This window comes from Pseudarthrobacter sp. CCNWLW217, from assembly GCF_037203985.1.
Taxonomy (GTDB): Bacteria; Actinomycetota; Actinomycetes; order Actinomycetales; family Micrococcaceae; genus Arthrobacter.
The window spans coordinates 152,968-178,382 of record NZ_JBBCBT010000003.1 but is presented as its reverse complement, the minus strand read 5'-3'; the positions used below and the strand labels follow the sequence as shown (position 1 = coordinate 178,382).

25 protein-coding genes are annotated in these 25,415 nt (G+C 65.1%); 7 read left to right on the top strand and 18 right to left on the bottom strand.

From position 1 onward, the window contains the following. The 4 genes from V9L18_RS05150 to V9L18_RS05135 form a co-directional block, all read right to left on the bottom strand. Positions 1–795 (bottom strand): enoyl-CoA hydratase/isomerase family protein, encoded by a 795-nt coding sequence (locus V9L18_RS05150; protein WP_337346095.1) that lies wholly within the window; start codon positions 793–795, stop codon positions 1–3. Further along, entirely contained in the window at positions 795–2,024 is a 1,230-nt protein-coding gene (locus V9L18_RS05145) for a thiolase family protein (RefSeq protein ID WP_337346094.1), read from the bottom strand. The genes V9L18_RS05150 and V9L18_RS05145 overlap by 1 nt, the downstream gene beginning before the upstream one ends. Positions 2,025–2,157: 133 nt before the next feature. Then, the gene (locus tag V9L18_RS05140; protein WP_337346093.1) at positions 2,158–2,820 is read right to left on the bottom strand and encodes a pentapeptide repeat-containing protein; all 663 of its coding nucleotides are present in this window, start codon (positions 2,818–2,820) and stop codon (positions 2,158–2,160) included. After that, complete coding sequence (locus tag V9L18_RS05135; RefSeq protein ID WP_337346092.1) at positions 2,820–3,278, bottom strand: SRPBCC family protein; 459 nt, start codon at positions 3,276–3,278, stop codon at positions 2,820–2,822. The genes V9L18_RS05140 and V9L18_RS05135 overlap by 1 nt, the downstream gene beginning before the upstream one ends. A gap of 133 nt (positions 3,279–3,411) precedes the next feature. Between V9L18_RS05135 and V9L18_RS05130 the strand changes: the two genes are divergently transcribed. Next, positions 3,412–3,588, top strand: coding sequence for a CsbD family protein (locus tag V9L18_RS05130; RefSeq protein ID WP_337346091.1), 177 nt, complete (start codon positions 3,412–3,414; stop codon positions 3,586–3,588). Between the two features lie 117 nt (positions 3,589–3,705). On the opposite strand, the gene V9L18_RS05125 is transcribed toward V9L18_RS05130, so the two are convergent. From V9L18_RS05125 to V9L18_RS05085, 9 genes are all read right to left on the bottom strand, one after another. Further along, the gene (locus tag V9L18_RS05125; protein ID WP_337346090.1) at positions 3,706–4,776 is read right to left on the bottom strand and encodes a DNA polymerase IV; all 1,071 of its coding nucleotides are present in this window, start codon (positions 4,774–4,776) and stop codon (positions 3,706–3,708) included. Between the two features lie 217 nt (positions 4,777–4,993). Continuing rightward, a complete protein-coding gene (locus tag V9L18_RS05120) occupies positions 4,994–6,454 on the bottom strand; it encodes an amino acid permease (protein ID WP_337346089.1) in 1,461 nt (486 codons plus the stop codon). A gap of 186 nt (positions 6,455–6,640) precedes the next feature. Next, positions 6,641–6,976: a Rieske (2Fe-2S) protein gene (locus V9L18_RS05115; RefSeq protein ID WP_337346088.1), complete on the bottom strand. Its 336-nt coding sequence runs from the start codon at positions 6,974–6,976 to the stop codon at positions 6,641–6,643. Then, a complete protein-coding gene (nirB, locus tag V9L18_RS05110) occupies positions 6,973–9,489 on the bottom strand; it encodes a nitrite reductase large subunit NirB (RefSeq protein ID WP_337346087.1) in 2,517 nt (838 codons plus the stop codon). The genes V9L18_RS05115 and nirB overlap by 4 nt, the downstream gene beginning before the upstream one ends. Continuing rightward, complete coding sequence (locus V9L18_RS05105; RefSeq protein WP_337346086.1) at positions 9,489–9,836, bottom strand: molybdopterin oxidoreductase; 348 nt, start codon at positions 9,834–9,836, stop codon at positions 9,489–9,491. The genes nirB and V9L18_RS05105 overlap by 1 nt, the downstream gene beginning before the upstream one ends. A 239-nt stretch (positions 9,837–10,075) precedes the next feature. Then, entirely contained in the window at positions 10,076–11,755 is a 1,680-nt protein-coding gene (locus V9L18_RS05100) for an ABC-F family ATP-binding cassette domain-containing protein (protein ID WP_337346085.1), read from the bottom strand. A 267-nt stretch (positions 11,756–12,022) separates the two neighbouring features. Beyond that, on the bottom strand, positions 12,023–12,898 hold the full coding sequence (locus tag V9L18_RS05095) for a metal ABC transporter permease (protein ID WP_337346084.1): 876 nt from the start codon (positions 12,896–12,898) through the stop codon (positions 12,023–12,025). Positions 12,899–12,901: 3 nt separating this feature from the next. Continuing rightward, on the bottom strand, positions 12,902–13,750 hold the full coding sequence (locus tag V9L18_RS05090; RefSeq protein ID WP_337346083.1) for a metal ABC transporter ATP-binding protein: 849 nt from the start codon (positions 13,748–13,750) through the stop codon (positions 12,902–12,904). After that, entirely contained in the window at positions 13,747–14,760 is a 1,014-nt protein-coding gene (locus V9L18_RS05085) for a metal ABC transporter substrate-binding protein (RefSeq protein ID WP_337346082.1), read from the bottom strand. The genes V9L18_RS05090 and V9L18_RS05085 overlap by 4 nt, the downstream gene beginning before the upstream one ends. 151 nt (positions 14,761–14,911) lie before the next feature. Between V9L18_RS05085 and V9L18_RS05080 the strand changes: the two genes are divergently transcribed. Continuing rightward, the gene (locus V9L18_RS05080; RefSeq protein WP_337346081.1) at positions 14,912–15,673 is read left to right on the top strand and encodes a CPBP family intramembrane glutamic endopeptidase; all 762 of its coding nucleotides are present in this window, start codon (positions 14,912–14,914) and stop codon (positions 15,671–15,673) included. On the opposite strand, the gene V9L18_RS05075 is transcribed toward V9L18_RS05080, so the two are convergent. Genes V9L18_RS05075 through V9L18_RS05060 form a run of 4 tightly spaced genes read right to left on the bottom strand, consistent with a single transcriptional unit; the run spans position 15,670 to position 20,643 of the window. Then, positions 15,670–17,487 (bottom strand): hypothetical protein, encoded by a 1,818-nt coding sequence (locus V9L18_RS05075; protein WP_337346080.1) that lies wholly within the window; start codon positions 17,485–17,487, stop codon positions 15,670–15,672. The genes V9L18_RS05080 and V9L18_RS05075 overlap by 4 nt on opposite strands. A 12-nt stretch (positions 17,488–17,499) precedes the next feature. After that, on the bottom strand, positions 17,500–18,417 hold the full coding sequence (locus V9L18_RS05070; RefSeq protein ID WP_337346079.1) for a carbohydrate ABC transporter permease: 918 nt from the start codon (positions 18,415–18,417) through the stop codon (positions 17,500–17,502). 3 nt (positions 18,418–18,420) lie between these two features. Beyond that, positions 18,421–19,365: a carbohydrate ABC transporter permease gene (locus tag V9L18_RS05065; protein ID WP_337346078.1), complete on the bottom strand. Its 945-nt coding sequence runs from the start codon at positions 19,363–19,365 to the stop codon at positions 18,421–18,423. A 3-nt stretch (positions 19,366–19,368) separates the two neighbouring features. Further along, entirely contained in the window at positions 19,369–20,643 is a 1,275-nt protein-coding gene (locus V9L18_RS05060; protein ID WP_337346077.1) for an ABC transporter substrate-binding protein, read from the bottom strand. Between the two features lie 238 nt (positions 20,644–20,881). Between V9L18_RS05060 and V9L18_RS05055 the strand changes: the two genes are divergently transcribed. The 4 genes from V9L18_RS05055 to V9L18_RS05040 all read left to right on the top strand — a co-directional run bounded on the left by V9L18_RS05055 (position 20,882) and on the right by V9L18_RS05040 (position 24,480). Further along, positions 20,882–21,322: a VOC family protein gene (locus V9L18_RS05055; RefSeq protein WP_337346076.1), complete on the top strand. Its 441-nt coding sequence runs from the start codon at positions 20,882–20,884 to the stop codon at positions 21,320–21,322. A 21-nt stretch (positions 21,323–21,343) separates the two neighbouring features. Beyond that, complete coding sequence (locus V9L18_RS05050; protein WP_337346075.1) at positions 21,344–22,297, top strand: 1,4-dihydroxy-2-naphthoyl-CoA synthase; 954 nt, start codon at positions 21,344–21,346, stop codon at positions 22,295–22,297. A 12-nt stretch (positions 22,298–22,309) separates the two neighbouring features. Then, on the top strand, positions 22,310–23,518 hold the full coding sequence (locus V9L18_RS05045) for an AMP-binding protein (protein ID WP_337346074.1): 1,209 nt from the start codon (positions 22,310–22,312) through the stop codon (positions 23,516–23,518). An 80-nt stretch (positions 23,519–23,598) separates the two neighbouring features. After that, positions 23,599–24,480: a 1,4-dihydroxy-2-naphthoate polyprenyltransferase gene (locus tag V9L18_RS05040; RefSeq protein WP_337346073.1), complete on the top strand. Its 882-nt coding sequence runs from the start codon at positions 23,599–23,601 to the stop codon at positions 24,478–24,480. On the opposite strand, the gene V9L18_RS05035 is transcribed toward V9L18_RS05040, so the two are convergent. Continuing rightward, positions 24,477–24,830, bottom strand: a complete 354-nt coding sequence (locus tag V9L18_RS05035; RefSeq protein WP_337346072.1) for a DUF4229 domain-containing protein — start codon at positions 24,828–24,830, stop codon at positions 24,477–24,479. The two genes, V9L18_RS05040 and V9L18_RS05035, sit on opposite strands and share 4 nt — an antisense overlap. Positions 24,831–24,890: 60 nt before the next feature. Between V9L18_RS05035 and V9L18_RS05030 the strand changes: the two genes are divergently transcribed. Next, a complete protein-coding gene (locus V9L18_RS05030; RefSeq protein ID WP_337346071.1) occupies positions 24,891–25,355 on the top strand; it encodes a PLD nuclease N-terminal domain-containing protein in 465 nt (154 codons plus the stop codon). The last annotated feature ends 60 nt before the right edge of the window (positions 25,356–25,415 follow it).

Genomic DNA, 25,415 nt, shown 5'->3' with positions numbered 1-25,415 from the left:
CTATTTCTTCTCTGTCTTCTTGTCGAGGTTCTTGTCCAGCTTCTTGTCCAGGAACGCCTGCATGCGGTCAAATTTGGCCTGGGACTCAAAGAGGATCCCTTGGGCAAGCTGGTCGATCAGCGGATGGGCCTCGGCAGGGGCGTGGAACACGGACTTGGTGATCCGCACGGCCAGCGGATCCTGGCGCGCGATCCTGTCCGCGAGCTTGTGCGCGGCGGCCATCAGTTCCGGTGCCTCATGGATTTCCGTGATGAGGCCCGCCGCCAAGGCGTCCTCGGCCCGGAGCACCAGGCCTGCGAGCAGGATCTGCTTGGCCAAGGGTTCGCCTACGAGTTCCTTCAGCCGCCAGCTGGCTCCGGCCGCGGCCAGGATGCCGAGCCCTGTCTCGGGGTTGCCGATCTGTACACTCGGCGTTCCAATCCGGAAATCAGCCGCGTAGGCGAGCTCGGCACCGCCGCCCAGGCAGTAGCCATCCAGGGCGGCAATGACGGGCATGGGCAGCTTGGCAATGCGGACAAAAATCGTGGAGTTGATACCCTGCAGCGCGTCATCCCGGCGCCGCTCGCGCAACTGGGCAATGTCCGCCCCGGAGGCAAAGACTCCGTCCACGCCGGCGATGACCAGGACCTTGGGATTCTGCTCCAGCGCCGCGCAGATAACGTGCAGCTCGTCCACCATCTGCTGGTCGATGGCGTTTCTCACCTCGGGGCGGTTGAGGAGGACAACCACGCGGTCCTCCCGCTCCTCGACCAGCAGGGTACTGAAGTGTTCGTTCGCTAGGTCCTGGGCCGCCATTACACGCGCTCCAGCAACATCGCAGTGCCCTGGCCCACGCCGATGCACATGGTGGCCAGGCCGATCCTGGCGTCCTCGCGCTCCATCCGCCCCAGCAGGGTGATGGCGAGCCGGGAACCGCTGGAACCCAGCGGGTGCCCCAAACTGATGGCGCCGCCGTCGTTATTCACAATCTCCGGGTCCAGGCCGAGCCGGCGCATGCTGGCCAGCGACTGCGTGGCGAACGCTTCATTAAGTTCGACGGCGCCCAGGTCACCGACGCTGAGGCCGCTCCGCTTGAGGACCTTTTGCGTGGCTGGCACCGGGCCGATGCCCATGATTTCGGGCTCGCAGCCGGCAGAGGCGCCGTCGATGATGCGGGCGCGGGGTACCAGGCCCAGCCGCTCGATGGCGGCCTCGGACGCGACGATGATGGCCGAGGCGCCGTCGTTGAGGGTGGAGGAGTTTCCCGCGGTGACCACGGAGCCGCCCGGGACAACCGGGCGCAGGCCGGCCAGGACGTCCATGGTGGTGCCGGCGCGGGGGCCTTCATCGGTGTCCACAACGGTTTCGGACTTGCGGGACTTGACCGTCACCGGGACGATCTCGTCCCTGAACCGCCCTGCGGCGATGGCGGCCAGGGAACGTTCGTGGGACCGGACGGCAAAGGCGTCGGCGTCGTCCCGCGTGATGCCGTCAACCCTGGCGACTTCCTCGGCGGTTTCCGGCATGGAGTAGGTCATCTTGCCCTCGCGCGCCAGCTCGCCCTTCTGGAACAGGGGATTTACGAACCGCCAGCCAATGGAGGTGTCGAAGATCTGGCCGGGCTTCGCAAAGGCGGTGGCCGGCTTCTCCTGGACCCACGGCGCACGGCTCATGGACTCCACGCCGCCGGCGATCACGATGTCCGCTGCGCCGGACTTGATCATCTGGCTGGCCTGGATGATGGCGCTCAGGCCTGATGCACACAGCCTGTTGACCGTGATCCCGGGGATGTGGAGGGGAAGCCCTGCCAGCAAAGTGGCCATCCTGGCTACGTTGCGGTTTTCCTCCCCGGCCCCGTTGGCGTTGCCCAGGATGACCTCATCGATGGTGTCAGGATCCAGGCCGGACCGGGTAACCGCCTCCCGGATGACCAGTGCGGCGAGGTCGTCCGGGCGGACCGAGGACAGCGCCCCGCCGTATCGTCCCACCGGGGTGCGGACACCGCCAACGAGAAAAGCCTGCGGTCCTGCGGTAGCTGACGCCATGGAAACACCCTTCACGCGATTAACAGCACTGTCATCGTCGGCGGCTAAGGAGATGCTATCCACTTACCGACCGTTCGTTCTGTAAAAGACTACACTGCACGCGCAAGGGGCACCAAGACCTCCCCCGGAGGGGTCAGAGAACCACTACGCCGAGATGGGCTGCCAGGAGCGGGGCCAGGAGGCTGAGCTGGTAGTCGTCGATGATGGCTCCGGAGAGGCTGCCCAGGCCGCTGATGGTACGAAAGTCAGTGCTGCGGAGGTCGAAGTCCTTCAACTTGGCGCCGGTGAGGTCCAGGGTGCCGATGGTGCAGTTCTTCAGCGTTACCCGGGTGACCGCCGCAGAACCGAGGTCCAGTTCATTGATGATGCAGTCGGTGATCAGGACATCCATCAGCTTGGCGCCACGGAGGTTCAGGAAGTCCAGCTTTCCGCCGTCGATCCGGACGGACTGCCACCCGCTTTCGTACACTTCAGCGGACCCGAGCCGTGGATTTTCGATGCGCACGTCCCGCCAAGTGGTGCGGGCCGCAGTGAAGACGGGCGCGTACAGCTCAGCCAGGATGCAGTCGCGGAACGTGGCGCCGCGCAGCTGCGTGTCATTGAACGAGACGCCCTGGAATTCGCACTCGGCGAAGTCAGTGCCGCTGAGCTCGAGACCGTCTGCCGCCGCGCGACTGTACCGCACGCCGTCGTACCGAACTCCGCGCTGGAAGTCCGGCGCGGGATCGTCCGTAAGTTCTTCAAGGAGAATCGGCGAGAGCCGGGGGCCGGTAACCTTGGGCGGCCTGGCCGCCACTAGAGCGATTCCGCTTTGGCCGCGATCTCCGCCAGGTCCTTGGCCAGCGCCTTGCGCGTCATGCTCATGCCGATTTTCCCGAACAGGGCCATTGTTATCTTGCTGAACACCGTGGGCCTAACGACGTCGGCGCCGAAGGTCAGCGTCAGGTCCGTGCCGCCGTCGCGCTCCGCCAGGCTGAACCGGGAGGTGTAGTCAGCGCCGCCTTGCAGGGCCTTGACCGTGGTGCTGCGCGGCGGATCAGCCTGGGCCACCCACATTTCCACCGTTTCGGACCTGCCCATCATGGTGCGGGTTTCTTTCCAGCGCGTGCCCTCGCCATACGGGCCTTCACTCAGCATTTGGATGGAATCAATGCCGGACAGGGTGGCCGCCGAACCCGGAATGTCCGAAATGACGGACCAGACCTTTTCCGGCGAAGCGTGGATGTGCTGTGTAAGGCTGGTGCTGTGATCCATGGTTCGAGCCTAGTCGGGGGCAATGACAATCAACAGATATCGGGGCATCTCAACGACTTGAAATAGTAAGCATGCTTCGTGTTATGGTGAAAAGGCATTGTTTGATCCATCGGAAACGAAAGGCGGCACTACCATGGGCCTCGGAGACAAGATCAGTAACGCAGCAGAAGACATGGGCGGCAAGGCCAAGGAAGCAGCCGGAAACGCCACCGACAACGACCGCCTCAAGGCCGAAGGCCAGAAGGACCAGGTCAAGGCCGACGCGAAGAAGGTCGGCGAAGACATCAAGGACGAGTTCAAGCGCGACTAGTCAGCCATAGGCGCGCGGCGGCGGATTCCCATGGGGGATTCGCCGCCGCTTTTTTGTGCCTTCCCCCATAGATCGCTCCCCACCACTCCCCGCGCCTCGCAAGCTCGGCAGGACCCGTCACCAGCCGCTGCGCGTCGGCGTGTGTCCCTGCCGGGAATCTTCGGGCATCGCCATTTCGGCACGCAGCCCGAGCAATCGGATGGGACGGCCCGGTTCGATCTTGGCCACGAGGTCGAGGGCGCGGGCGAGCAGTTCTGCCGGATCCGAGGTCTCGGGGATCTTCCGGGCGTACGTCTTGGTCAGGAACGGGGCGTATCGGACCTTAAGCGTCAGCCCGATCACCGGCCGCCCCTCAGCAGCGACATCCTCCAGTACGTGCGCAGCCAACTCCCTGACGGCGTCGTCAACCTGGCCTTGCTCAGTCAGATCGCGCTGGAAGGTGGTTTCCCGGCTATGCCCGCGTGCCACCCAAGGCGTGTCATCGACGGTCCGCGAACCGTCACCCCGCCCGAGCTGGGCATACCAAGGGCCCATCTTCGGGCCGAACTCGGGGACCAAATCATCGTCTTTGGACGCCGCGAGTTCGGCTACTGTCCGGATGCCAAGGGTGGCAAGGCGGCGCGAGACTTTCGTTCCCACGCCCCACAGCTCGATCGTGGGCCGGCTCCCCATGACTTCGAGCCAGTTCTCTTCCGTGAGCCGGAAGACGCCGGCCGGCTTGCCAAACGACGTCGCTACTTTGGCCCGGACCAGGGTGTCACCGATGCCGACACTGCAGTGCAGCCGGGTCTCCTCGAGGACGTCTCGTTGCAGTTGCCGCGCATACGCCTCCGGATCGTCGGTCTGCACGCCAATAAAGGCTTCATCCCAGCCGAGCACCTGAACAGTTGCCCCCGGTTGCGAGCGCAGCACGGCCATGACTTCTTCGGACGCAGCGAGGTAGGCTTCCTGGTCAACGGGCAGGATGACGGCGTCAGGTACTTTCCGTGCGGCGATGCGCAGCGGCATACCGGAGCCGACGCCGTACACCCTGGCCTCGTAGGAGGCCGTGGAAACCACCGCCCGCTCTGTCGGGTCACCGCGGCCGCCAACGATCACCGCCTTGCCGGCGAGCTCGGGCCGGCGGAGCACTTCGACAGCTGCGATGAACTGGTCAAGGTCCACATGCAGTACCCACGGTTCGCTCACACGCCCCAGTGTGCCCCCAATCGGCTGCTCCGCACCACCGTTTCTGGGCGCTCCTGCCCAGTTACTCCCCCGGATTCCCGTCCACCACCCACGACGCGCCGGGTTCCTGGGCGCGTCGAACAAAGTAAGTGGGCGGGAACGCACGGGGAATAACGACGACGGCGGGACCCCCTCCGTGGGGATCCCGCCGTCGCAGGTACTGCTTGCGTGCAAAGCCCTAGCTGAAGAGGGCGTTCTTGGGCTCGTTGTTCCGAACCTTCTGCCAGCCCAGCCACAGGACCAGCGCGAAGAATGGAATGGTGGCCAGGGTCCAGAGGCCGAGATGGAAGACCTCACCGGATTTGCTGGTCATGGTATCGAAACCGATCAGGATAGTGATGGCCAGCAGGGCCACCAGGCCGGCCCAGCTGCTCCAGGTTCCGCCCGGGGCGGGCAGGGAGGAAACCTTGCCCTTCTGCTTGCGCAGCGCGATCTGGCTGGCGAAGATGGCGCCCCACGTGAAGATCACGCCAATCGACGCCGAGTTGAGCGCGAGGTCGAAGGCGTGCGAGCCGCCCAGCCAGATGTTCAGCAGGATGCCCACGAGGTAGACGGCGCCGATGGCCAGGATGGCGGCATATGGCACATGGTTTTTGGACATCCGGGTCAGCCACTCCGGAGCATGTCCGTTGTTGGCCATGGTGCGGAAGATCCGGCCGATCGAGTACAGGCCAGAGTTGCAGGAGGACAGTGCGGCGGTGATGACGATCATGTTCATGACATCGCCCATCCAGCCAAGGCCCATCTGGCCGAATACGGTAACGAACGGCGAGGTGCCGGCCACGTACTGGTCCGAGGGCAACAGCATGGCGAGGAGGGTCACCGAGCCGACGTAGAACACCACGATGCGGAAGACGACGGCGCGGATTGCCTTGGGCACTTCCTTGGCGGGATCCTGCATTTCACCGGCTGTGATGCCGACCAGCTCGATGCCGTTGTACGCGAAGATCACGGCATTGAGGACCAGGATCATCACCAGCGCACCCTTGGGGAACATGCCGCCCTCCGCTGCGAAAAGGTTGTTCACGGAGGCGTTGCCGTCGCCCACCTGCGCGTTGGTAACCACCATGAAGGTGCCCACGGCCAGGAAGATCACGATGGCACCGACCTTGAGGCAGGAGGCCCAGAATTCGAACTCGCCGAACGCCTTGACGCTCATCAGGTTGACGCCCACGAGCAGCAGGAGCGCCGCGATGGCGGACAGTTCAACAGGCACGTTGGGGAAGAAGAACTGGAAATACAGTCCGATCGCGATGAGCTCCGCAATGCCGGTCATGGCCCAGTTGATGAAGTACATCCAGCCGGAGAGGTACGCGCCCTTCTTGCCGAACATCTCGCCGGCATAGCTGACGAAGGAACCCGACGTCTGGCGGTACATGATCAGTTCCCCCAGGGCGCGCATCAGCAGGTAGGCGATGACGCCGGCAATGGCGTACGAGAAGATCAGTGCCGGGCCTGTCGAGGCCAGGCGTCCGCCGGCACCCATAAAGAGGCCGACGCCGATGGCGCCGCCCATGGCAATCATGGTCACCTGGCGGCCGCTCAGGGATTTTTTGTAGCCCTCGGCGCTGAGGGTGGAGTCGACGACGGCGGATTGCGCCGAGGGGCTCACGAGTTCTGTGGGGGTACTTTGAGGCACAACAATTCCTTGTGGGTAGGGGATTGGCCGGCACCTTGGCAGCGGACTCTCATACTGAAAATTCGGCTTCGTGATGTTTGAAGGAATTTTCTGTATGGAAAGTCACAGTACGTCGAAGTTCGCGCGGCCTTTCTATCCTACAAGACACAAACCGGAGCAAGTGACGAGCGATACACCGTCCTCCGGTTAAGCCGAACTATTGCCACCCGAAGGGGAATCCTGCAGAAGAATATTTTGCTCCGCATCCTCCTGGACGTGGTAGGTGCGCAGAGGTTCGGCGCCGGTGCTGGAACATCCGGTATCCAGGCTGAACGCGTGCTGGTGCAGCGGGCAAAGGACCACCTGACGGTCGATGGTTCCGTCCGCGATGGGGCCGCCCCGGTGGGGGCAGACAGCGGACAGGGCACGGAGGGTTCCGTCCCTCAACCGGAAAACCGCCACCTGCTCGCCATCGATGCCGAACGCCCGCCCCTCGCCGAAGGGGATTTGGTCCACGGGGCCCAGGTTGTGGCCGGCGCTCATCGGACCGGCACCTGGGGCAGGACCGTGAGCGGCAGGGAGGTCCGGAACTGGCCCGGCGTGAGGGGGTCCGCGCGCTCGCTCCACGGGTCCACGTAGCTGTCCACCGATGCCTGCATGGCCTCGTCCAAGGCCGCCGCTATGCCTTCCGAATCCTCCACGATCACTGCGCGGAGGTGTTCGATGCCCACCCGTGGCACAAAGGAGTAGGTCCGTTCCAGCCAGTTGGCGTTTTCACGGTAGTACTGCATGAACCTGCCCGTCAGCAGCTTGACATCCTCCGGGTCATCAACGGTGGCCAGCAGGTCGCCCTTGCGGATGTGCGCCCCGGCCGCGCCGCCGACGTAGAGTTCCCAGCGGCCGCCTTCGACAGCCACCACACCCACATCCTTGACCAGGGACTCCGCACAGTTCCGCGGACAACCGGACACCGCCAGCTTCAGCTTCGCCGGCGACTCGATGCCCTGGAACCGGGACTCGATCTCGATGCCCAGTTTCGTTGAATCACCTGTCCCATATCTGCAGAAGTCCTTGCCCACGCACGTTTTTACCGTGCGGAAGCTCTTGCCGTACGCGTAGCCGGAGGGCATGTCCAGGTCGGCCCAGACCTGCGGGAGGTCCTCCTTGGGGATGCCCAGCAGGTCGATCCGCTGCCCGCCGGTCAGCTTGATAAGCGGGACCTTGTGTTTCTCGGCGACGTCAGCAATCCGGCGCAGCTGCTGCACGGAAGTCACGCCGCCCTTCATCTGCGGGACCACGGAAAAGGTCCCGTCCCGCTGGATATTGGCGTGCACGCGGTCATTGATGAAGCGGGCGTCGCGCTCGTCGATGTACTGGTCCGCGAGCATCATTTTCAACAGTGAGGCCAGGCCCATTTTGGATTTGGCGTCCTCCGCGCTGCCGGGGGCCAGAGCTGCGAATACTTGCGAGACGGAGCGTAGGCCCTGCTTCCGGATGGCGGCCATCAGTGATGCTTTGTCCAGCGGGATCCCGGGCACGTAGTAGCTGGCGGCCGGGTCCTCCTCCACAGCACCATCGGCGGCCCACTCCACCACCTGTTTGACCAGGAGCTTGCATGAACCGCAGCCCTTGCCGGCCCGTGTGGCGTCCATCGCACCGGAAACCGTAGTGCAGCCGTCCTTCACGGCAGCCACGAGCGCTCCCTTCGAAACGCCGTTGCAGTTGCAGACCTGGGCCCCGTCGTCGAGCTCTGCCACACCCGCGTCCCCACCCGGCCCGCCGACGTCGAACATCAGGGAGATCCGTTCCTCCGGCAGGGGCAGCCCGCGGTCATAGGCCTGCGTCAGGTAGGCCACCTTCCGGCTGTCGCCCAGGAGCGTGGCGCCCACCATCTTGTTGTCGCGGACCACGATGGACTTGAAGACACCACGGCTGGGCTCAGAGAACACAATGTGCTCATCCGTGTCGAGCTCGGGGCCGTGCAGCCCCATGGATGCGACTTCCACACCGGCCACCTTGAGCTTGGTGGCGGTCCGTGAGCCGAGGTAGGCCGACGACGTATCGGCGCCGGTCACGTGGTTGGCGAGTACCACGGCCTGTTCCCATAACGGAGCTACCAGGCCGTAGACCTCGCCGCGGTGCTGGACGCACTCCCCCACGGCGTAGATGTCGTCTTCGTCCTGGACCCTCAGCCGGTCATCCACCACGATCGCCCGTTCCACCGGCAGGCCGCTCAGGACGGCCAGGTCCACATTGGGCCTGATCCCGGCGGCCACCACCACCATGTCGCACTCGATGTCGTCCCTGTCCCTAAGGCTGACGCCGCTGACCCGGTCCGTGCCGAGGACAGCTGTGGTGCGGCTGGACGTATGCACCCGGATACCGAGCGCTTCAACACTGCGACGGAGGATGGCACCGCCGTCGGGCCCCATCTGCGCATTCATGAGGTGCCCGCCCGAGTGCACCACCTCCACCTCGATCCCGTGGCTTTTCAAGCCGTAGGCCGCCTCGAGTCCCAGCAGGCCGCCGCCGATCACCACGGCCCGGCGGTGGTGATCCTGCTGGGCGTGCTGGACCATCTTTCGCGTGTCGTCAATGGTGCGGAATCCGAAAACGCCGTGTTTGACGGACCCGCCCGGGGTATAGAGCCCGTCCATCGGCGGCATGTGGGAGCGGCTTCCCGTGGCGATGATGAGTGTGTCGTAGGGGGTCACCCGGCCGTCGTTGGAGAAGACGTGCTTGGTGAACTTGTCGATCCGGTCCACGCGGACGCCTGCGTGCAGCGTGATGCTGTTCTCGCGGTACCAGGACAGGGCGTTCAGGAAGATGTCGGCGTCGCTTTCCTCTCCGGAGAGGACGTGGCTGAGCATGATCCTGTTGTAGTTGCCGTACGGCTCGTCGCCAAACATGGTGATCGTGAACAGCTCAGCGCCGCCCCTGGCCAGGATTTCCTCCACTGCCCGGGCGCCGGCCATACCGTTGCCAACAACCACCAGCCGACGGCGCGGCGCGGTGCCTGCGCGCCTCCCCTGCGGCCGGTCCAGCACGCTGGTCATCAGTGCTCCACCATGCCCAGGTCCACCACCACGGATCCCCCAACACCATCCGGGGCGGCGAGGTACAGCTCCACCACCGAGCCGCCTTCGATGTCCTCCACCACCCGCAGCGGCACATGGACATCGCTCTTGGCGCCAATGGGGAAATAGCGCATGGGCACGCCGTTCCGCATCAGGACCACGGTGATCAGTTCACTGCTGGAATTGCCGCCCCTAAAATAGAGCGTCTGGTTGATGACGCCGTCGGGAACGTAATGGGAGAGTTCGCTGTGGATCGGGACAGGTTTTTCCAGCCCCGTGCCCTCAAACGGGAAGATGCCCTGCAGGAAAAGGTTCTTGGTGATCACGGACAGATCCTTTCGACCGGCGGGAAGACTGGCATGGGCCTATCTTCCGCCGCCGATGTTTCCGCCTGCCGGTCCCTGCGTAACTTTCCTTTAACGCAAACCTCACCGTTTCCCGTGCCTTAGGCCGGCCAAAATGCGTGACTTATGCCGGCTTCGACGGTGGAGTAGCCCGGAAATCCAGGGAAACTTCCTTCGCGGCCCGGCTGAAAGTTACGCATTTTGGTCAGGAAGCCCGCCCTTCAGGCCGGGGCAAGCACGCCCTTGTCCATCGAATACCTGATCCAGCGGCCAGATTCGTCCGTCCGCGACTTTTCGCTCTTCCGCGCGCACCCGGCAAACCATTCCCGGAGGGCGCGGTCGTGGCTGACCATCACCAGGGTCCCGGCGAAGTCCGCGAGCGCCGCCTCAAGCTGTTCCACCAGCACAGGCGCCAGGTGGTTGGTCGGTTCGTCCACGATCAGGGTGCCGTAGCCGCCCAGCAGCAGCCGTGCCAGGGCGAGCCTGCGCTGCTGGCCCGCGGAAAGGCTGCCCACTGGCACGTGGAACTCGCTGGTGCGGAACAGGCCCAGGCGAAGGAGGGCCTCGGCATGCTCGTCGATGTTGCCGCCCAGGCCAGCAGCGAAGGCCGGCAACAGCCGGAGGGTGGGCCGCTGGGGTAGTTCGAGCTCCTGTTGCAGGTAGCCGATGCGTTCGGGCCGCATGACAGTGCCTGCGGCGGGTTCCAGGGTTCCTGCCAGTACGGAGAGCAGGGTGGACTTGCCGGCGCCGTTCGGTCCGGTGATGAGGATCTTCTCGCCGGCGGCAGCCCGGAAGTCAGTGGTTCCCAGCCGGCCGGGCACGCTCACGCCACGGGCCGCGAGCACTGGTTCGCCGTCCTCGGAAGCCCCGGACGGGACAGCGGAGTCGACAGCCAGCTCGGCGTTGAGCCGCAGCGGCACGGGCGGACGGTCCACTGGGCTGGCTTCGAGCCGGCGCAGCCGTTCCTGGGCGTTCCGTACCTGGCTGCTGGCTGCTTTCTGCCAGGTGCCGGCCTTGAAGTCGAAGCCCATCTTGTCGCCGTCGCGCTTGCGGCCGTACCCCATGGTCCCCGCCACCGTCTCGGCCTGGCGCTTTTCGGACTCCATGGCATCGATCCAGGAGTGGTACTGCTGAACCCAGCGCTGGCGCTCGGCTGCCTTCTCGCGGAGGTAGCCGTCGTAGCCGTTTCCGTAGCGGGTCACGGCCTGGCGCTCGGCATCCACTTCGATGATGGTGGCGGCTACCTTGCGGAGCAGGACGCGGTCGTGGGACACCACCACTACGGTGCCCCGATGGGCCGCCAGCCGATCCTCCAGCCAGGCCGTTCCGCGCGCGTCGAGGTGGTTGGTGGGTTCGTCCAGGAGCAGGATGTCCGCCGGGTCGGCCAGGACGCAGGCCAGCGCCACGCGTTCCTGCTCCCCGCCGGACAGCGACCCCAGCACCCGGCTCCTATCGAGCCCGCCCAGCCCCAGCCGGTCCAGAGCGGCCTCAACCCGGGATTCGGCGGCGTAGCCTTCGCGCAGCTGGTATTCGGTCTGCAGCCTGCCATAAGTTTCCAGCTCGTCGTCGCCGGCGTCGGCCAGGCCCGCTTCCAGACGGTCGAGTTCCGCTTCGAGGGCGCGCAGCGATGCCAGCGAGGCGTCAATGGCGGCCCCTACGGTGAAATCTTCAGGCAGGCCGTGGGTCTGGGCTAGGTAGCCCACCCGGCCCTGGATCACCGTTGCACCCTCATCGGGAGCTTCGAGGCCGGCGAGGATACGGAGCAGCGTGGATTTGCCGGCGCCGTTTTCGCCAACGATCGCGACGTGCTCGCCGGCGTTGATGACCAGGCTGATGTTGTCCAGGAGTTGTCGGTCGCCGTAGCCATGGGAGACGCCCGAAAGGTTCAGGTGTTCAGTCAAGAGAAGTCCTCGCAAAGTTCCGCAGTGTGGCCGCCGGGGCTGAACCGGCCGATTCAGGCAGCTCGATTCATCCAGCGCTCGACGGCGGCCGTGGTTTTCGGGGAACAGCCCGGGCGCGGCCGGGCTGCTGGTTAGGACTTCATCGCTCCAGCCTGCCCCGGCCGACGCCGCGGCGTCAAGCAGGCCCTCCATGGCGGACAGGGACAACAGCGCCCGACGGCGGCACCCAGGCCGAGTGCCGCCGTCGGGCATTACAAAAGGGGACAGCTACACCGCGAGGGCCACGGCCTTCCTGCGCCTCGCCTTCGCCAGCCGGGTGCCAATCAGTCCTTGGCGGGGGCTGAAGAGGTAGACGGCGGCGAACACCACGCCCTGGGTCAGCACCACCATGGCGCCCGAGGCCGTGTCCAGGTAGTAGCTCAAGTAGATTCCAGCGATGGAGCACACGGCCGAGACCACTGGCGCGATGACGAGCATGCGGTTGAACCGGTCTGTCAGGAGGTAGGCGGTGGCTCCGGGAATGATGAGCATGGCCACGACCAGCACGACGCCCACGGTCTGCAGCGCCACCACGGAGGTGAGTGCCAGCAGCCCCAGGAGCAGCGCGCCAAGTCGCTTCGGGGACAGCCCGATGGCATGGGCGTGGGTGGGGTCAAAGGCGTAAAGGGTCAGGTCGCGGCGCTTCAGGATCAGGATGGCGAACGCCACCACGCCGAGCACGAGCACCTGGATGAGGTCCGGGACGCTGACGCCCAGCAGGTTGCCGAAGATGATGTGGTTCAGGTCCGTCTGGCTGGGTGTGACGGAGATGAGCACCAGGCCCAGGGCGAACAAAGAGGTGAACACGATACCGATGGCGGCGTCCTCCTTCACCCGGCTGGTGCTGCGGACGACGCCGATCAGGGTGACCGCGATCAGGGCGAAGACGAGGGCACCGAGGGCAAACGGTGCCCCTACGATGTAGGCCAGTACGACGCCGGGCAGCACCGCGTGGGAGACTGCGTCGCCCATGAGGGACCAGCCGATCAGCACCAGCCAGCAGCTGAGCACGGCACAGACGACGGCGGCAAGCGCGGTGGTGACGATGGCGCGGACCATGAAGTCGTAGCTGAGCGGTTCGAGCAGGAGTTCCAGAAGGTCCATGGGTCAGCCCCTGTTCTCGGCGCGAGCGGCATCGGCGGGGTCGGCAACGGCGGGGTCGGCATCGGCGGCGTCGGCATCGGCGGCGTCGGCATCTGCACTGGCGGGATCGGATTCCGGGAGGTCACGGTTCAGCACGTCCAGTCCGAAGGCCATGGCCAGGTTTTCGGGCTGCAGCACCAACTCGGGGGCGCCGTGCATCAGGACCCTGCGCATGAGGAGTACGGCTTCGTCGCAGAGGGCCGGCATGGCGTGGAGGTCGTGGGTGGAGATCAGGATCGTGCAGCCGTCCGAGGCAAGTTCGCGCAGGAGGCGGCTGATGGTGGCTTCGGACCGCTTGTCCACCCCGGCGAAGGGTTCATCCAGGAGCATCATCGTGGCACCCTGGGCGATGCCGCGGGCCACGAAGGCCCGCTTCTTCTGCCCGCCGGACAGCTGGCCGATCTGGCGGCCGGCGTACTCGCCCAGTTCCACCCGGTCCAGGGCTTCGTCGACGGCGGCGCGGTCCGCCTTGGATGGGCGCCGGGTGAATCCCTGATGCCCATAGCGCCCCATCATCACCACGTCGCGGACGGACAGCGGGAACTGCCAGTCAACATCCTCGCTCTGCGGCACGTACCCGATCCCGCCTTCCTTGCGCGCCTTGGACGGTGACTGTCCGCCGATCAGTACGCTGCCGGCGTCGGGCTTTACCATTCCCATGATCACTTTGAACAGCGTGGATTTCCCTGAGCCGTTCATGCCGATCAGGCCGCAGATCCTGGCGGCATCCAGGCTGAGCGAGGCAGAATCGAGCGCCAGGACCTCGCCGTAGTGGACGGTGACGTTGTCAACCAGGATGGCTGGAGTACTCACGGCTTTGACCCTGCAGAAGCTCCAGCTGAGGCGCCGGCCAGCGCTTTGGTGATGACGTCGGCGTCGTGCCTGATCAGGTCCAGGTACGTGGGCACCGGTCCATCGGCCTCAGACAACGAGTCCACGTACAGGGTGCCGCCGAACTTGGATCCGGTGGCGCCCACGACCTGCTGCATGGGGGCGTCGGAGACCGTGGATTCACAGAAGACAGCGGGAACCTGGTTGGCCTTGACGTACTCGATGGCCCGGGTGATCTGCTGCGGTGTGGCCTGTTGCTCGGCATTGACGGCCCAGATGTAGACCTCTTTGAGTCCGGCGTCGCGGGCAAGGTAGGAGAAGGCGCCTTCGCAGGTGACCAGTGCGCGCTGGTTCTCCGGGAGGCCGGCGAGGCTGGTTTTCATCTCGTCCTGCACAGCCTGCAGTTCGGTCTTGTAGGCGTCACCGTTTGCTTTGAAGGCTTCGGCGTTGTCCGGGTCCAGCTCGCTGAAGGCCTTCACCATGTTGTCGACATAGATCTGCACGTTCACCGGCGACATCCAGGCATGCGGGTTTGGCTTGCCCTGGTACGAGTCCTCGCTGATGGACATGACCTCCACACCCTCGCTCACCACTGCGTGGGGCACGTCCAGGCCCTCCACGAACTGGGCGAACCAGGCCTCGAGATTCAGCCCGTTGTCGAGGATGAGGTCCGCCTTGGCTGCCTTGCGGATATCGCCGGGGGTGGGTTCGTAGCCGTGGATCTCAGCGCCCGCTTTGGTAATGGACTCCACGGTGAGCTTGTCCCCCGCAACGTTCCGGGCGATGTCGGCCAGCACGGTGAAGGTAGTCAGGACCACCGGCTTGTCGCCGTCGCTGTTGCCGGCGGCGCCACCGCCGGCATCACCGCCACAGGCAGCGAGGGAAAGGGACAAAAGGACGACGGCGGAGGCGCCGGCAGCTCGAAACGCCGCCGATTTCCGGGCGAAAGTTCGGGCGGCTACTTTGGCGCGCCGAAACAGAAAGTTAGGCATGCCGAACATTCTACGGGACGGCGCGCCGGGCCCGCAATGTGACGCCCGCCCCACTATCCCCGTCCCACCCAACTAGGTAGCAGCAGATGTCGTTTTGAGGCGCCAAAACGACATCTGCTGCTACCTAGTTGGGTGGAGTTAGGCTGAACGTATGACCACAACGCACCGGCGACCACCTGCTCCGCAGCCCGAGCTGTACCGGTTCACCGGCCTCGATTTCGGCACCGTGGGCCTTTATGTGGCGGTGGCGGCTTTCTTCGCCCTGGCTGGAGACCTGCTCCTGCCATTCCTGCGGCAGCTGGCCCCCAGCCCTGCAGCGGCATCTTACGGCGTCAACCTCATGTACTACGGCAGCATCGGCGTACTGGCGCTGTTCGCCGCGCGCCGGGTGGTGGCCCGCGATCTCCGCGTCCTTGCCACCCGTCCGTGGTTCACGCTGATGATGGTACCGGCCGCGGTGGTGGCCATGATGATCCTGACTGCCCTGGTAGTGGCGGCCAGCGGGACGGTCCAAACGTCCGCGAACCAGGCCGGGCTGCAGGCTCTGATGCAACAGGTTCCCGCCTGGCTGATGATTCCGGTGCTGGTGGTGATCGGCCCCTTTGTGGAGGAGTACATCTTCCGGCACCTGCTGATCGGCAAGCTCAGCCGCCGCCTCAACATCTGGCTGTGCTGCGCGCTCTCCGTGCTCCTGTTCGCCGCCATCCACATCGCAGGTCAGGAAGCGATCACGCTCACCGCCCTGCTTCCCTACCTGGCCATGGGCGCCACGCTGGTGTTCGTCTACGTGTGGACCGGGAAGAACCTGATGTTCTCCTACTTTGTGCACGCCACCAAGAACCTGTTGGCTGCCGTGTTCATCTACGCCATCCCGCCTGAGCTGTTCGAGCAGCTCCAGCAGGTCCAGCCCTAAACCACGCTCCGGCCCCGCAGCGTGAAGCGATGGGTGCCTTGGGTCCGGCCCGTGATGTAGACCTTGACGCCGTCCGCGGCATTGGTCCCGGCAAGGTAGCGGTAGGCCTCGCCCGGGTTGTAAACCGGCGGGTTGTCGGGGTCCGCAGCAAGGCCCGGACCGAACTCGATCACATCGTTCTCCACCCGGTAGGTTCCCGTGCCCGAGGTCAGCTGGAACGCCCCCTGGCCCGTGTTTGAGCCAGGGAGCTGGCTGGCCAGGGGCTCCACTCCGGCCAGCTCGCCGCCAGGGCGGAAAGTCAGCTCCAGCGCGAACGATGTGTCCGCGCCGTCGAACTCCAATTCCAGCTCCGCGGCATCGCCCTCGGCGCCAACGCCGGGACGAATGGTGAGGGCCGTCGCCAGCCGATGCTCCACCGTGGGGCGGCTTCCGAAGTCCATGCTGGCGCTGAACCGGCCCTCATGGACCAGGGCGTAGATGCCGTCCTTGCGGTGCTTTTCGGGAGGCAGCGGGAGGTAGAAATTCGCCCTCAGTTCCTCAGCGAGGCGGACCGCTCCGGCGTCAGTGCTGACCGACTGGCTGCGGAACGGCCCAAGGTCAAAGAAGCTGCGTGAGAGCCTCATGTCAGTGAGTACCGCGTCACCGTGGGCGAGGCGCAGGAATGTGGGGTTGGTGGCGAGCCCGGACACCACGCCGGGCTCCAAGGGGTCGCAGCCGCCGAAGACGGTCACCACGTTTCCGGCTCGGCGGAACCGGTGGATCCCGCAGCTGTCCAGCGCGGCGTGGCCCGGCGCCATCACTGGCGGGAGGCCGCCGTCGAACACGGTGGAAGCCGAATCCCCGGACAGGTCAGTGACGGAGGCAGCAGGAAGCTCCAGCCCCAGCCACGGGTCAAGCCGTGTCCGGGCCAGCGCCTTGGCCGGTTCCAGCAGCGGGAACTGCTGCAACCAGGCCGCCGCGGAGGCGAAATCGGACCGGCCGTCCTGGTTGGCCAGCCGGCGGTACAGCAACTGGAATGCCTCTGCATCGAACGTCTTCCACTGGTCCTGGCGCCGCGAAAACAGCGACTCGATGCTGCCGTCAGGATTGAACCAGGGCAGGAACGCCGCCAGGTTGCCGCGGACGTGCTCCAGCAGCCCGGGCCGCCCCGCGTAGTCGGCGATGGCCAGCAGCGAGGGGTTGGTGACAGCCGTGGCGTACAGCGGGCTCCGCTCGGAGTACATGCCGTCCGGCAGTTGGTCAATGCCCTCAGCCAGCCATTCCCCGATGCGCGCCACAATCTCCGGCCGGGGTGCGCCCTCGCGTTCGTGCAGGGCATGGATGCGCGCCAGCGCCGCGCACAGCTCCCACCGGTGGTTGGGCGTGTGCACTCCCCCGGCAACCAGCGCATCGGTAATGCGTCCGACGACGGCGCGCAGCCGCCGTCGGACGCCCGCCAGTGCGGCGTGGCCGGCGCCAATGATCTCCAGCGCCATGCAGGCGTCGTTGATGGTGAACGCTGAGTCCGGCGGTGAGCTGAGGTTGGTGCCGTCGAACAGGCCGGTAGGGCCCTGCAGGTGCTCCAGCCGCGCAACGCAGGCTTCCATGGCGTCCGGAAACGCCGGTGAACCGCGGTGGGCGGAGCCCGGCTCCGCGTACACCGTTGCCAACGCCAGCAGCCGGCTCATGGCGGCCCGGTGCGGAAGAGCCGCCACGTCGCCGTCAGTCGCCTTCAGCAGCGTGCCAACGTACGCGTCCGCAGCCTGCACCAGGCCGTCAAGGAACACGGCATCTGTGGAAGCTGCCGGCGGCTGGCTCTCAATCCCATCCCTCACAAAGGCCTCCATCTAGTCCTTCAGCCCGGCCGAGACGTCGGCGTTGAGTACGTACTTCTGGAACACGGCAAACACGAGGACCAGCGGCAGGATGGAGATCACCGACGCGCCCAGCAGGACCGGCCAGTCGATGTTTTCGGCGCCAACGATGCTCCGGAGCGCCACCTGGAGGGTGTACCACTTGGGATCGTTGAGCACGATCAGCGGCCAGATGTAGTCGTTCCAGCGCCATTGGAACGAGAAAATGGCCAGAGTGAACAGGATGGGCCTGGACAGCGGCAGCATGATCCGGAAGAAGATGGCCAGCTCGCTGGCGCCGTCGATTCGGGCCGAATGCAGCAGGTCATCCGGAACGGTCAGGAAGAACTGACGGAACATAAACACACCCGTTGCCGTCAGCACGGACGGCACAATGATTCCGGCGAGCGAGTTGTACAGGCCGAGGTCACGGATCACCGAGAAGGTCGGGTTCAGGATCACTTCGGTGGGCAGCATTGTGGTGGCCAGGATGCAGACGAAGAAGAGCCGGGTGCCCTTGTTGTTGTACTTGGCCAGCGCGTAGCCAGTGCACGCACTGAAGAACACGGTGAGCACCGTGGTCACCAGCGCCACGGTGGCGGTATTCAGGAAGTACCGGGCAAAGTCCACCCGCTCCCACGCGTCGACGAAACCCTGGAACGTCCATTCCCGGGGAATCATGGACAACGGGTAGCTGAACAGTTCACTGCCCGGTTTGAACGAGCTGAGGATGAACCACAGCAGCGGCAGCGCATAGATGGCCACAATCAGCCATAGCACCCCGGTCAGGGGCGCGGACAGCTTGGTCCGGCCTTCGCGGCCGTTCCGTTTGATTGCGCCTGCGGCTGCCTTCTCGGCACCGAGGGCGGATTCTTCCGCCACGGCGGGGGGCAGGTTGGCAGCGGTTGCCATGGGTCAGCCCTTCTTCTTGTTGAAGCGCAACTGGATGAGCGCAATGGCCAGCAGGACCACCATCAGCACCATCGACGCGGCACTGGCGTAGCCCACCTTGGACTGCTCAAAGCCGGTCTTGTAGATGTACTGGACGATCAGGGTGTTCTCCGTGCCCGGCCCGCCGTTGGTCAGCGCCTGGATCATTGCGAATTCCTTCATGGCATGGATGGTGGACAGCAGGATGACCATGAACGACGTCGGCGCGATGCCTGGCAGCGTGACATGCCGGAACCTTTGCCATGCATTGGCCCCGTCCAGTTCGGCTGCCTCCAGCAGCGCTTCTGGAATATTCTTCAGCGCCGCGATGAACAACAGCATGTTGAAGGCTGTGCCGCCCCAGGCGGAAGCGAAGATCACCACCGTCAGGGCCAGGTTGCCGTTACTGGACCACTGCACCGGGGCTCCGCCCAGCGTCGAGATCACAAAGTTCACGAAGCCGAAGTCCTGGCCGAACATCCACTTCCAGATGACACCCACCACGATCGGGGAGATCAGCCAGGGAAGGAAGATGATCACCTTCGCGGCAGTCCGTCCCCTGGTTGCCTTACTGACCAGCAGCGCCGCAATGCCCAGCGATGATACGTAGACCAGCGGCACCGAAAACAGTGTGTACAGGAAGGTACGGCTCAGGGCGGCATAGAACGTGCTGTCCGCAAAGAGCTTCTGGAAGTTGGCCAGGCCGATGAAGTTCAGCCTGCCCACGCCGCGGTAATCCGTGAAGGAGTAGATCAGCCCGAGGGCACCGGGCCAGACGAAGAACACCAGGAACAGCACCACGTTGACGCCGATCAGCACCAGGGGTGCGATGACATAGCGGTTGTGGCGCCTCAGCTGGGACTTGCTCCGCACGGCGCCCGTGCCGGGCGTCCCCGGCGTCACCGTGGAGCTCAATGTTGGATTAGCCACCGATCAGGCACCGTTGTAGAGCTTCACGATGTTCTCCACCGTGGTCTTGGCATCCTGGCTGCCGCCGAGCATCTTGACGGTTTCCTCACGCAGCGGATCGCCTGAGAACGGGGTCTCGGCATAGGCCTCGGCCACGACGCGCTTGATGGCGTTGTCCCCCTTGGCCTCGTTGCCGGCGATCTGCTTCTGGTACAGCTCGAACGAGGCCTGCTGGAACGGGTATTCGACCTTGAGGTCCGACTTGACGGGCAGGTAACCGCCGAGCTTGGCGAACTCGGTGTAGTTGGCGTCGTCATAGAACCACTCGATGAACTTCTTGGCTTCCTCGTCCGCGCCGGTGTCCTTGAACGCGATCATGAAGCCGCCGCCGAGGTTGGTGGCATTGGCTTCCTTCTTGGGCAGGGGCACGGACATCCACTCGAAGTCCTTGATGTTCTTGTTGAAGTCGGCAACCTGCCAGCTGCCGGAGTAGTACGCAGCAACCTGGCCGCTCTTGAACATGGCGTTGCCGTCTTCGCCGCTGAGCCACACGGACTTGGGCATGGTCTTGTCGTCGTTGATCTTCTGGAAATACTCGAGTGTCTCCACGGCTTGGTCGTCCCAGGCGTACTTGTCGCCTTCCTTGGCGAAGGCAGTGCTGCCGAACTCGTACATCATGGCGCGCAGGCGGTGGCCGGAGCGGTCCATGACCACGCCGTACTTGGCGCCGGCCTTCTCGCGGACCTCGTTGACGGCTGCAACGAACTCATCCCAGGTCCAGGCTTCCTCGATGGCAGTGGGGAACGCCACGCCGGCCTTTTCGAAGAGGCTCTTGTTCACGAACAGACCCACGGCCGTGAGGTCGGACGGGATGGCCGGGATGGTGCCGTCCGGGGCTTCTTGCAGGAACTTTTCGTCGATGTTCCGCGACTTCGCGATGTCCGCGAGGTCCTGGAGCTGGTTGACCCACAACGGATCGAGGCCTGTGACGCGCGCCAGGGCCGGCAGGTCGTTCGCGGTGGCGGCGTTTTTGAGCTTGGTGGTGATGTCCGCTGTGGGAACGTCCACCACCTCGATGGTGATGCCGGTGGCTTCCTTGTACTTGGCGGCGGCGGCGGCAAACGCCCCGCCTTGGTTGGTGTCACCGGAAAGGACCAGCTGAAGGGTTTTGGCTCCGCCTTCAGTTGAACCGCCGCCGCCCCCACAAGCGGAAAGGCCGACGGCGAGGGCTGAGAGGCCGAAGGCCGTCAATCCGAACTGCCTGCGGCTGATGCTGGAGATTCTTGTCTGCTCTGACAATGCTCTGTCCTGTCTCTGACGATGCGTTCCGTGCCTGCGGGGCATGGCTGGAAGGTGTTGGCTGCGGACTCGATGGCCGCCTTGCCCACGTTTCGGAAAAGCCTTTCCTAACCCAACTGTGATCCATGTCATGACAATCTGTCAAGATAACGTGCGCACATTTTCCAACGATGCAGAAGCGATGCAGAGGGTGTGCCTCCCCCTACCAGCCCGCCTGCCGCCGTCGTAGGTTGGAGGCATGGGACTGAACATTCAGATTGTCACGGATTGCAAGAACCCTCACGCCCTTGCGGACTGGTGGGCCGAGACCCTTGACTGGGCAGTGGAGCCGCAGGACGAAGGCTTCATCCGCTCCATGATTGACCAGGGATTCGCCACCGAGGACCAGACCCTGATCCACAAAGGCAAACTCGTCTGGCGGGACGGCTGCGCCATCCGCCCGCCCGAGGAACTCGACGCATCCAAGCCGGAACGGCGCCTCCTGTTCCAGACGGCACCGGAAGAAAAAACGGTCAAGAACCGGGTGCACTGGGACGTGGACCTGGACGGCCGGGATAAGGACGAGGCCCGGAAGGAACTCGAGGCCCGGGGAGCGACGTTCCTCTGGAGCGCCAGCCAGGGTCCCCACTCCTGGCACACCATGGCGGACCCGGAAGGGAACGAGTTCTGCATCAGCTGAGCCGATTACTAGACTTGTTCGGTGAGCAACCAATTCCCCGCCAAGGTGTCCGACGTTTTCGATCCTTCCCGCTGGCGCACCGTGTCCGGCTTTGACGACTTCCAGGACATGACGTACCACCGCCAGGTGGAGCGGGCTGCAGACGGCTCCGTCACCAGGGACTTGCCCACCGTCCGGATCGCCTTCAACAGGCCGGAAGTCCGCAACGCCTTCCGCCCCGGCACCGTGGACGAGCTCTACCGCGCGATGGACCACGCCCGGATGACCCCGGACGTGGCCACAGTCCTGCTCACCGGCAACGGCCCTTCCCCCAAGGACGGCGGGCACTCGTTCTGTTCCGGCGGGGACCAACGGATCAGGGGCCGGGACGGGTACCGCTATGCCGACGGCGAGACGCAGGAAACCATCGATCCCGCCCGCGCCGGACGCCTCCATATCCTGGAAGTCCAGCGCCTGATGCGCACCATGCCCAAAGTGGTCATCGCGGTGGTCAACGGCTGGGCGGCAGGCGGCGGCCACTCCCTCCACGTCGTCTCCGACCTCACCGTCGCCTCCCGCCAGCACGGCAAGTTCAAGCAGACCGATGCCACTGTGGGCAGTTTCGACGCCGGCTACGGCTCGGCGCTGCTGGCCCGCCAGATCGGCCAGAAAACCGCCCGCGAAATCTTCTTCCTGGCCCGCGAATATACCGCCGACGACATGGTCCGGATGGGGGCGGTCAATGAAGCCGTGGACCACGAACGGCTCGAGGAAGTGGCCTTGGAGTACGCCGCGGATATCGCCCGGCAGTCCCCGCAGGCCATCCGCATGCTCAAGTTCGCGTTCAACCTTGCTGATGACGGACTGGCCGGCCAGCAGGTCTTCGCGGGGGAAGCCACGCGCCTGGCGTACATGACGGACGAAGCTGTGGAGGGCAAAGAGGCGTTCCTGGAAAAACGCGACCCCGACTGGTCCCGTTTCCCGCACTACTTCTAAGGCAGGACCTCCATGAACATCGGACCCATGAATATCGGCCCCATAGACATCGACCCAGCCCTCAAGGCGCTGGCCGCAGCCCTCCACGGCGAGGGCCCCGCCGTCGAGCTTTCGGTGAGCGACGACGGCGGCCTGGTGGTGGGCCATGTGGAGACCCCTGGCTGCGACGACGCCGTGGTAGTGGTCCGCACCTCCGGCTCCACCGGGACCCCCAAAGCCACTATCCTCACGGTGGAGGCCCTGGCTGCTTCCTCCATGGCCACCGCCTTCGCGCTCAAGGGCGAGGGCCAGTGGCTCCTCGCCCTGCCCGTGCAGTACGTGGCCGGCGTGCAGGTGCTGGTTCGTTCGCTGTTCGCCGGCACCCGCCCCTGGGTCATGGACATGTCGCATGGATTCACCCCGGAGGCCTTCACCGCGGCAGCCCTGGAGCTGACCGACAAACTCCGGTACACCTCCCTGGTGCCCACCCAGCTCCAGCGGCTCCTGGAGGACCCGTCGCCGGAAACCTTGGCGGCGCTGCGGCGCTTCAACGGCATCCTGCTCGGCGGCGCGCCGGCGTCGGCCAAGCTTCTGGACGCGGCACGCGAGGCCGGCGTCCGGGTGTTCACCACTTACGGCTCCGCGGAAACCTCCGGAGGCTGCATCTACGACGGCTATCCACTGGAAGGTTCTGCGGTCCGGATCGCCGAGGACGGCCACATCCTGCTGGGCGGTGACACCATTGCGGCCGGATACCTGGATGCCCCCGAACAAACCGCGGATGTTTTCTTCGAGGAGGACGGCGTCCGCTGGTACCGCACCAGCGACCTCGGAAGCCTCGATGCCGACGGCCGGCTCACCATCCTGGGCCGTGCCGATGATGTGATCATCACCGGTGGCGTCAAGGTCTCCGCCGCGCATGTGCAGGAAGAACTGGAAAAGTCCGACGGCGTCACGGCGGCTTTTGTGGCCGGCGTACCGTCCGCGGAGTGGGGCCAGGCCGTGGCCGCCTATGTGGCCCTCTCGCCGGGGTTTGCGGCTGGTACCCCGGCAGCAGCGGGTGACGATGCTGCGCCCGGCGGGGATCCCGCCGTCGTGCTTGAACAGGAATGGCACCGGACGCTGGGACTCCTCGCCCCGAAAACCGTGTTCACTGCGCCGGAGCTGCTGATGCTGCCCAACGGCAAACCGGACCGCCTGGCCATGACCGGCCGGCTCAACTCCCTGCACCAGGGAAAGTAAAGTAGACCTGCACCGGCCGGAGCTTTGCGGCAGGTGCGTCACCGTTTTGCCAAACCCCGACCCAACACGAGGTACTTACCGTGGCCACAGCCGCACAATGGATCCAAGGCGCTCGACTCCGCACCCTGCCGGCGGCCATCGCGCCAGTGCTGATCGGTACAGCCGCAGCCTTTGAAATGGATTCGTTCCTCATCTTCAACGCGATCCTTGCCGCGCTGGTGGCGTTACTCCTGCAGATCGGCGTCAACTACGCCAACGACTACTCGGACGGCATCCGTGGCACGGATGAGGACCGTGTGGGCCCGCTGCGCCTGGTGGGGTCGGGTGCTGCACGCCCCGAACACGTCAAGTACGCGGCCTTCGGCGCCTTCGCAGCCGCCATGGTGGTTGGCCTGGTGCTGGTGGTGATCACCCAGAGCTGGTGGCTGATCCTGGTGGGGCTGGGCTGCGTGATGGCCGCCTGGGGCTACACGGGCGGCAAGAACCCTTACGGTTACATGGGCCTGGGCGATGTCTTTGTGTTCGTTTTCTTTGGCCTGGTGGCCACACTGGGAACCACGTACACGCAGGCCGGACAAATCAACCTCGCGTCCATCATCGGCGCCATCGGCACCGGGCTCATCGCCTGTGCCCTGCTGATGGCCAACAACGTCCGGGACATCCCCACCGACATCCAGGCCGGGAAAAAGACGCTGGCGGTCCGCCTGGGTGACAAGCATGCCCGCGAAAGCTATGTCCTGATGCTCGCCGTCGCCATCCTGCTGGTGATCATCCTGGCCCCGGGCCGCCCGTGGATGCTGATCGTCCTGCTGCTCATCCCCGCCTGCCTGATGCCGGCCTGGCTGATGATCAACGGACGCAAGCGCAAGAGCCTCATCCCGGTGCTGAAGCAGACCGGCCTGATCAACCTCGGCTACAGCCTGCTGTTCTCACTGGGACTGGTGCTCAGCCACGGGTTCTAGCTGTTCTGGCCCTTGATTTCTGAGTGCTTGGATTCTGCTGCTGTGCCGCCGGACGGCTTGGCGTCGGTGCGAATGGTGAGGTCCGGATTGGCGTCCACCAGGGTGTCCTCTGCCTGGGCGTCGTCAACCTCGCCGGCGGTGCGCAGGGGCTTGGCCTTGCCCGAGAACCTGCGGCGCATCGCTTCAGTAGCTTGGTCGCGCTGGTCCTGGAAGAACAGGTAGCTGACCGCGAAGGCAATGCCTGCAGCGCAGATGACGGACATCACTGCGCCGAGGCCCAGGAAAAGGAACAGCACAAAGAGCGGCGCGAAGAGCGCCAGCCGGATCAGGGAATATTTCAGGAAAGCCACCTTCCAAGTTTAGCCGCCCTCCCTGAACGCCCGCCCCGTCCGGACGATAGACTTAATGCCATGCTCTTCCGTGTGGTTCTCGCCGTCGCAGTACTTGCCATCTTTGTTTATGGCCTGGTGGACGTGATCCGCACTGACGGACGCCTCACCCGGGGCATCTCCAAACCCGCCTGGATCGTCGTGATGATTGTCCTGCCGGTACTGGGGGCCATTCTGTGGCTCCTGATTGGCCGTCCCCGGGGCAATCCCCCGGTCCGGCAGAGCTACAGTCACCCCACCGCTCCCGACGACGACCCCGACTTCCTCCGCAACCTCGAAGTCCGCCGCCGCAACCAGGCGGAGGCTGCGCGCCTGAAAAAGCTCAAGGATGACCTGGAAGCGAAGGGGCAGGCCGACGGCGGGGCCTCCGCCGCCGGTCCGGACACCGGCGGCCACGGGCCCACTGGCACGGGAACCGTGAACGGCGGGGCCGGCGATGCCAGCAGCGGGGATGCGGACACGCACGATACCGACGACCGGAAGTAATCCCGATGGCTCATGACCCCGACGGAGAACAGCAACTGCGGGCCACCAGGCCCGCACCCC

Coding starts and splice junctions, on each gene's coding strand:
- V9L18_RS05115 (WP_337346088.1), bottom strand. CDS start 6,976: ATGAGCGCCGGCCACAACCTGGGCCCCGTGGACCAAATCCCCTTCGGC.
- V9L18_RS05045 (WP_337346074.1), top strand. CDS start 22,310: ATGAACATCGGACCCATGAATATCGGCCCCATAGACATCGACCCAGCC.
- nirB (WP_337346087.1), bottom strand. CDS start 9,489: ATGACCAGCGTGCTGGACCGGCCGCAGGGGAGGCGCGCAGGCACCGCG.
- V9L18_RS05055 (WP_337346076.1), top strand. CDS start 20,882: ATGGGACTGAACATTCAGATTGTCACGGATTGCAAGAACCCTCACGCC.
- V9L18_RS05130 (WP_337346091.1), top strand. CDS start 3,412: ATGGGCCTCGGAGACAAGATCAGTAACGCAGCAGAAGACATGGGCGGC.
- V9L18_RS05080 (WP_337346081.1), top strand. CDS start 14,912: ATGACCACAACGCACCGGCGACCACCTGCTCCGCAGCCCGAGCTGTAC.
- V9L18_RS05085 (WP_337346082.1), bottom strand. CDS start 14,760: ATGCCTAACTTTCTGTTTCGGCGCGCCAAAGTAGCCGCCCGAACTTTC.
- V9L18_RS05150 (WP_337346095.1), bottom strand. CDS start 795: ATGGCGGCCCAGGACCTAGCGAACGAACACTTCAGTACCCTGCTGGTC.
- V9L18_RS05135 (WP_337346092.1), bottom strand. CDS start 3,278: ATGGATCACAGCACCAGCCTTACACAGCACATCCACGCTTCGCCGGAA.
- V9L18_RS05070 (WP_337346079.1), bottom strand. CDS start 18,417: ATGGCAACCGCTGCCAACCTGCCCCCCGCCGTGGCGGAAGAATCCGCC.
- V9L18_RS05030 (WP_337346071.1), top strand. CDS start 24,891: ATGCTCTTCCGTGTGGTTCTCGCCGTCGCAGTACTTGCCATCTTTGTT.
- V9L18_RS05095 (WP_337346084.1), bottom strand. CDS start 12,898: ATGGACCTTCTGGAACTCCTGCTCGAACCGCTCAGCTACGACTTCATG.
- V9L18_RS05145 (WP_337346094.1), bottom strand. CDS start 2,024: ATGGCGTCAGCTACCGCAGGACCGCAGGCTTTTCTCGTTGGCGGTGTC.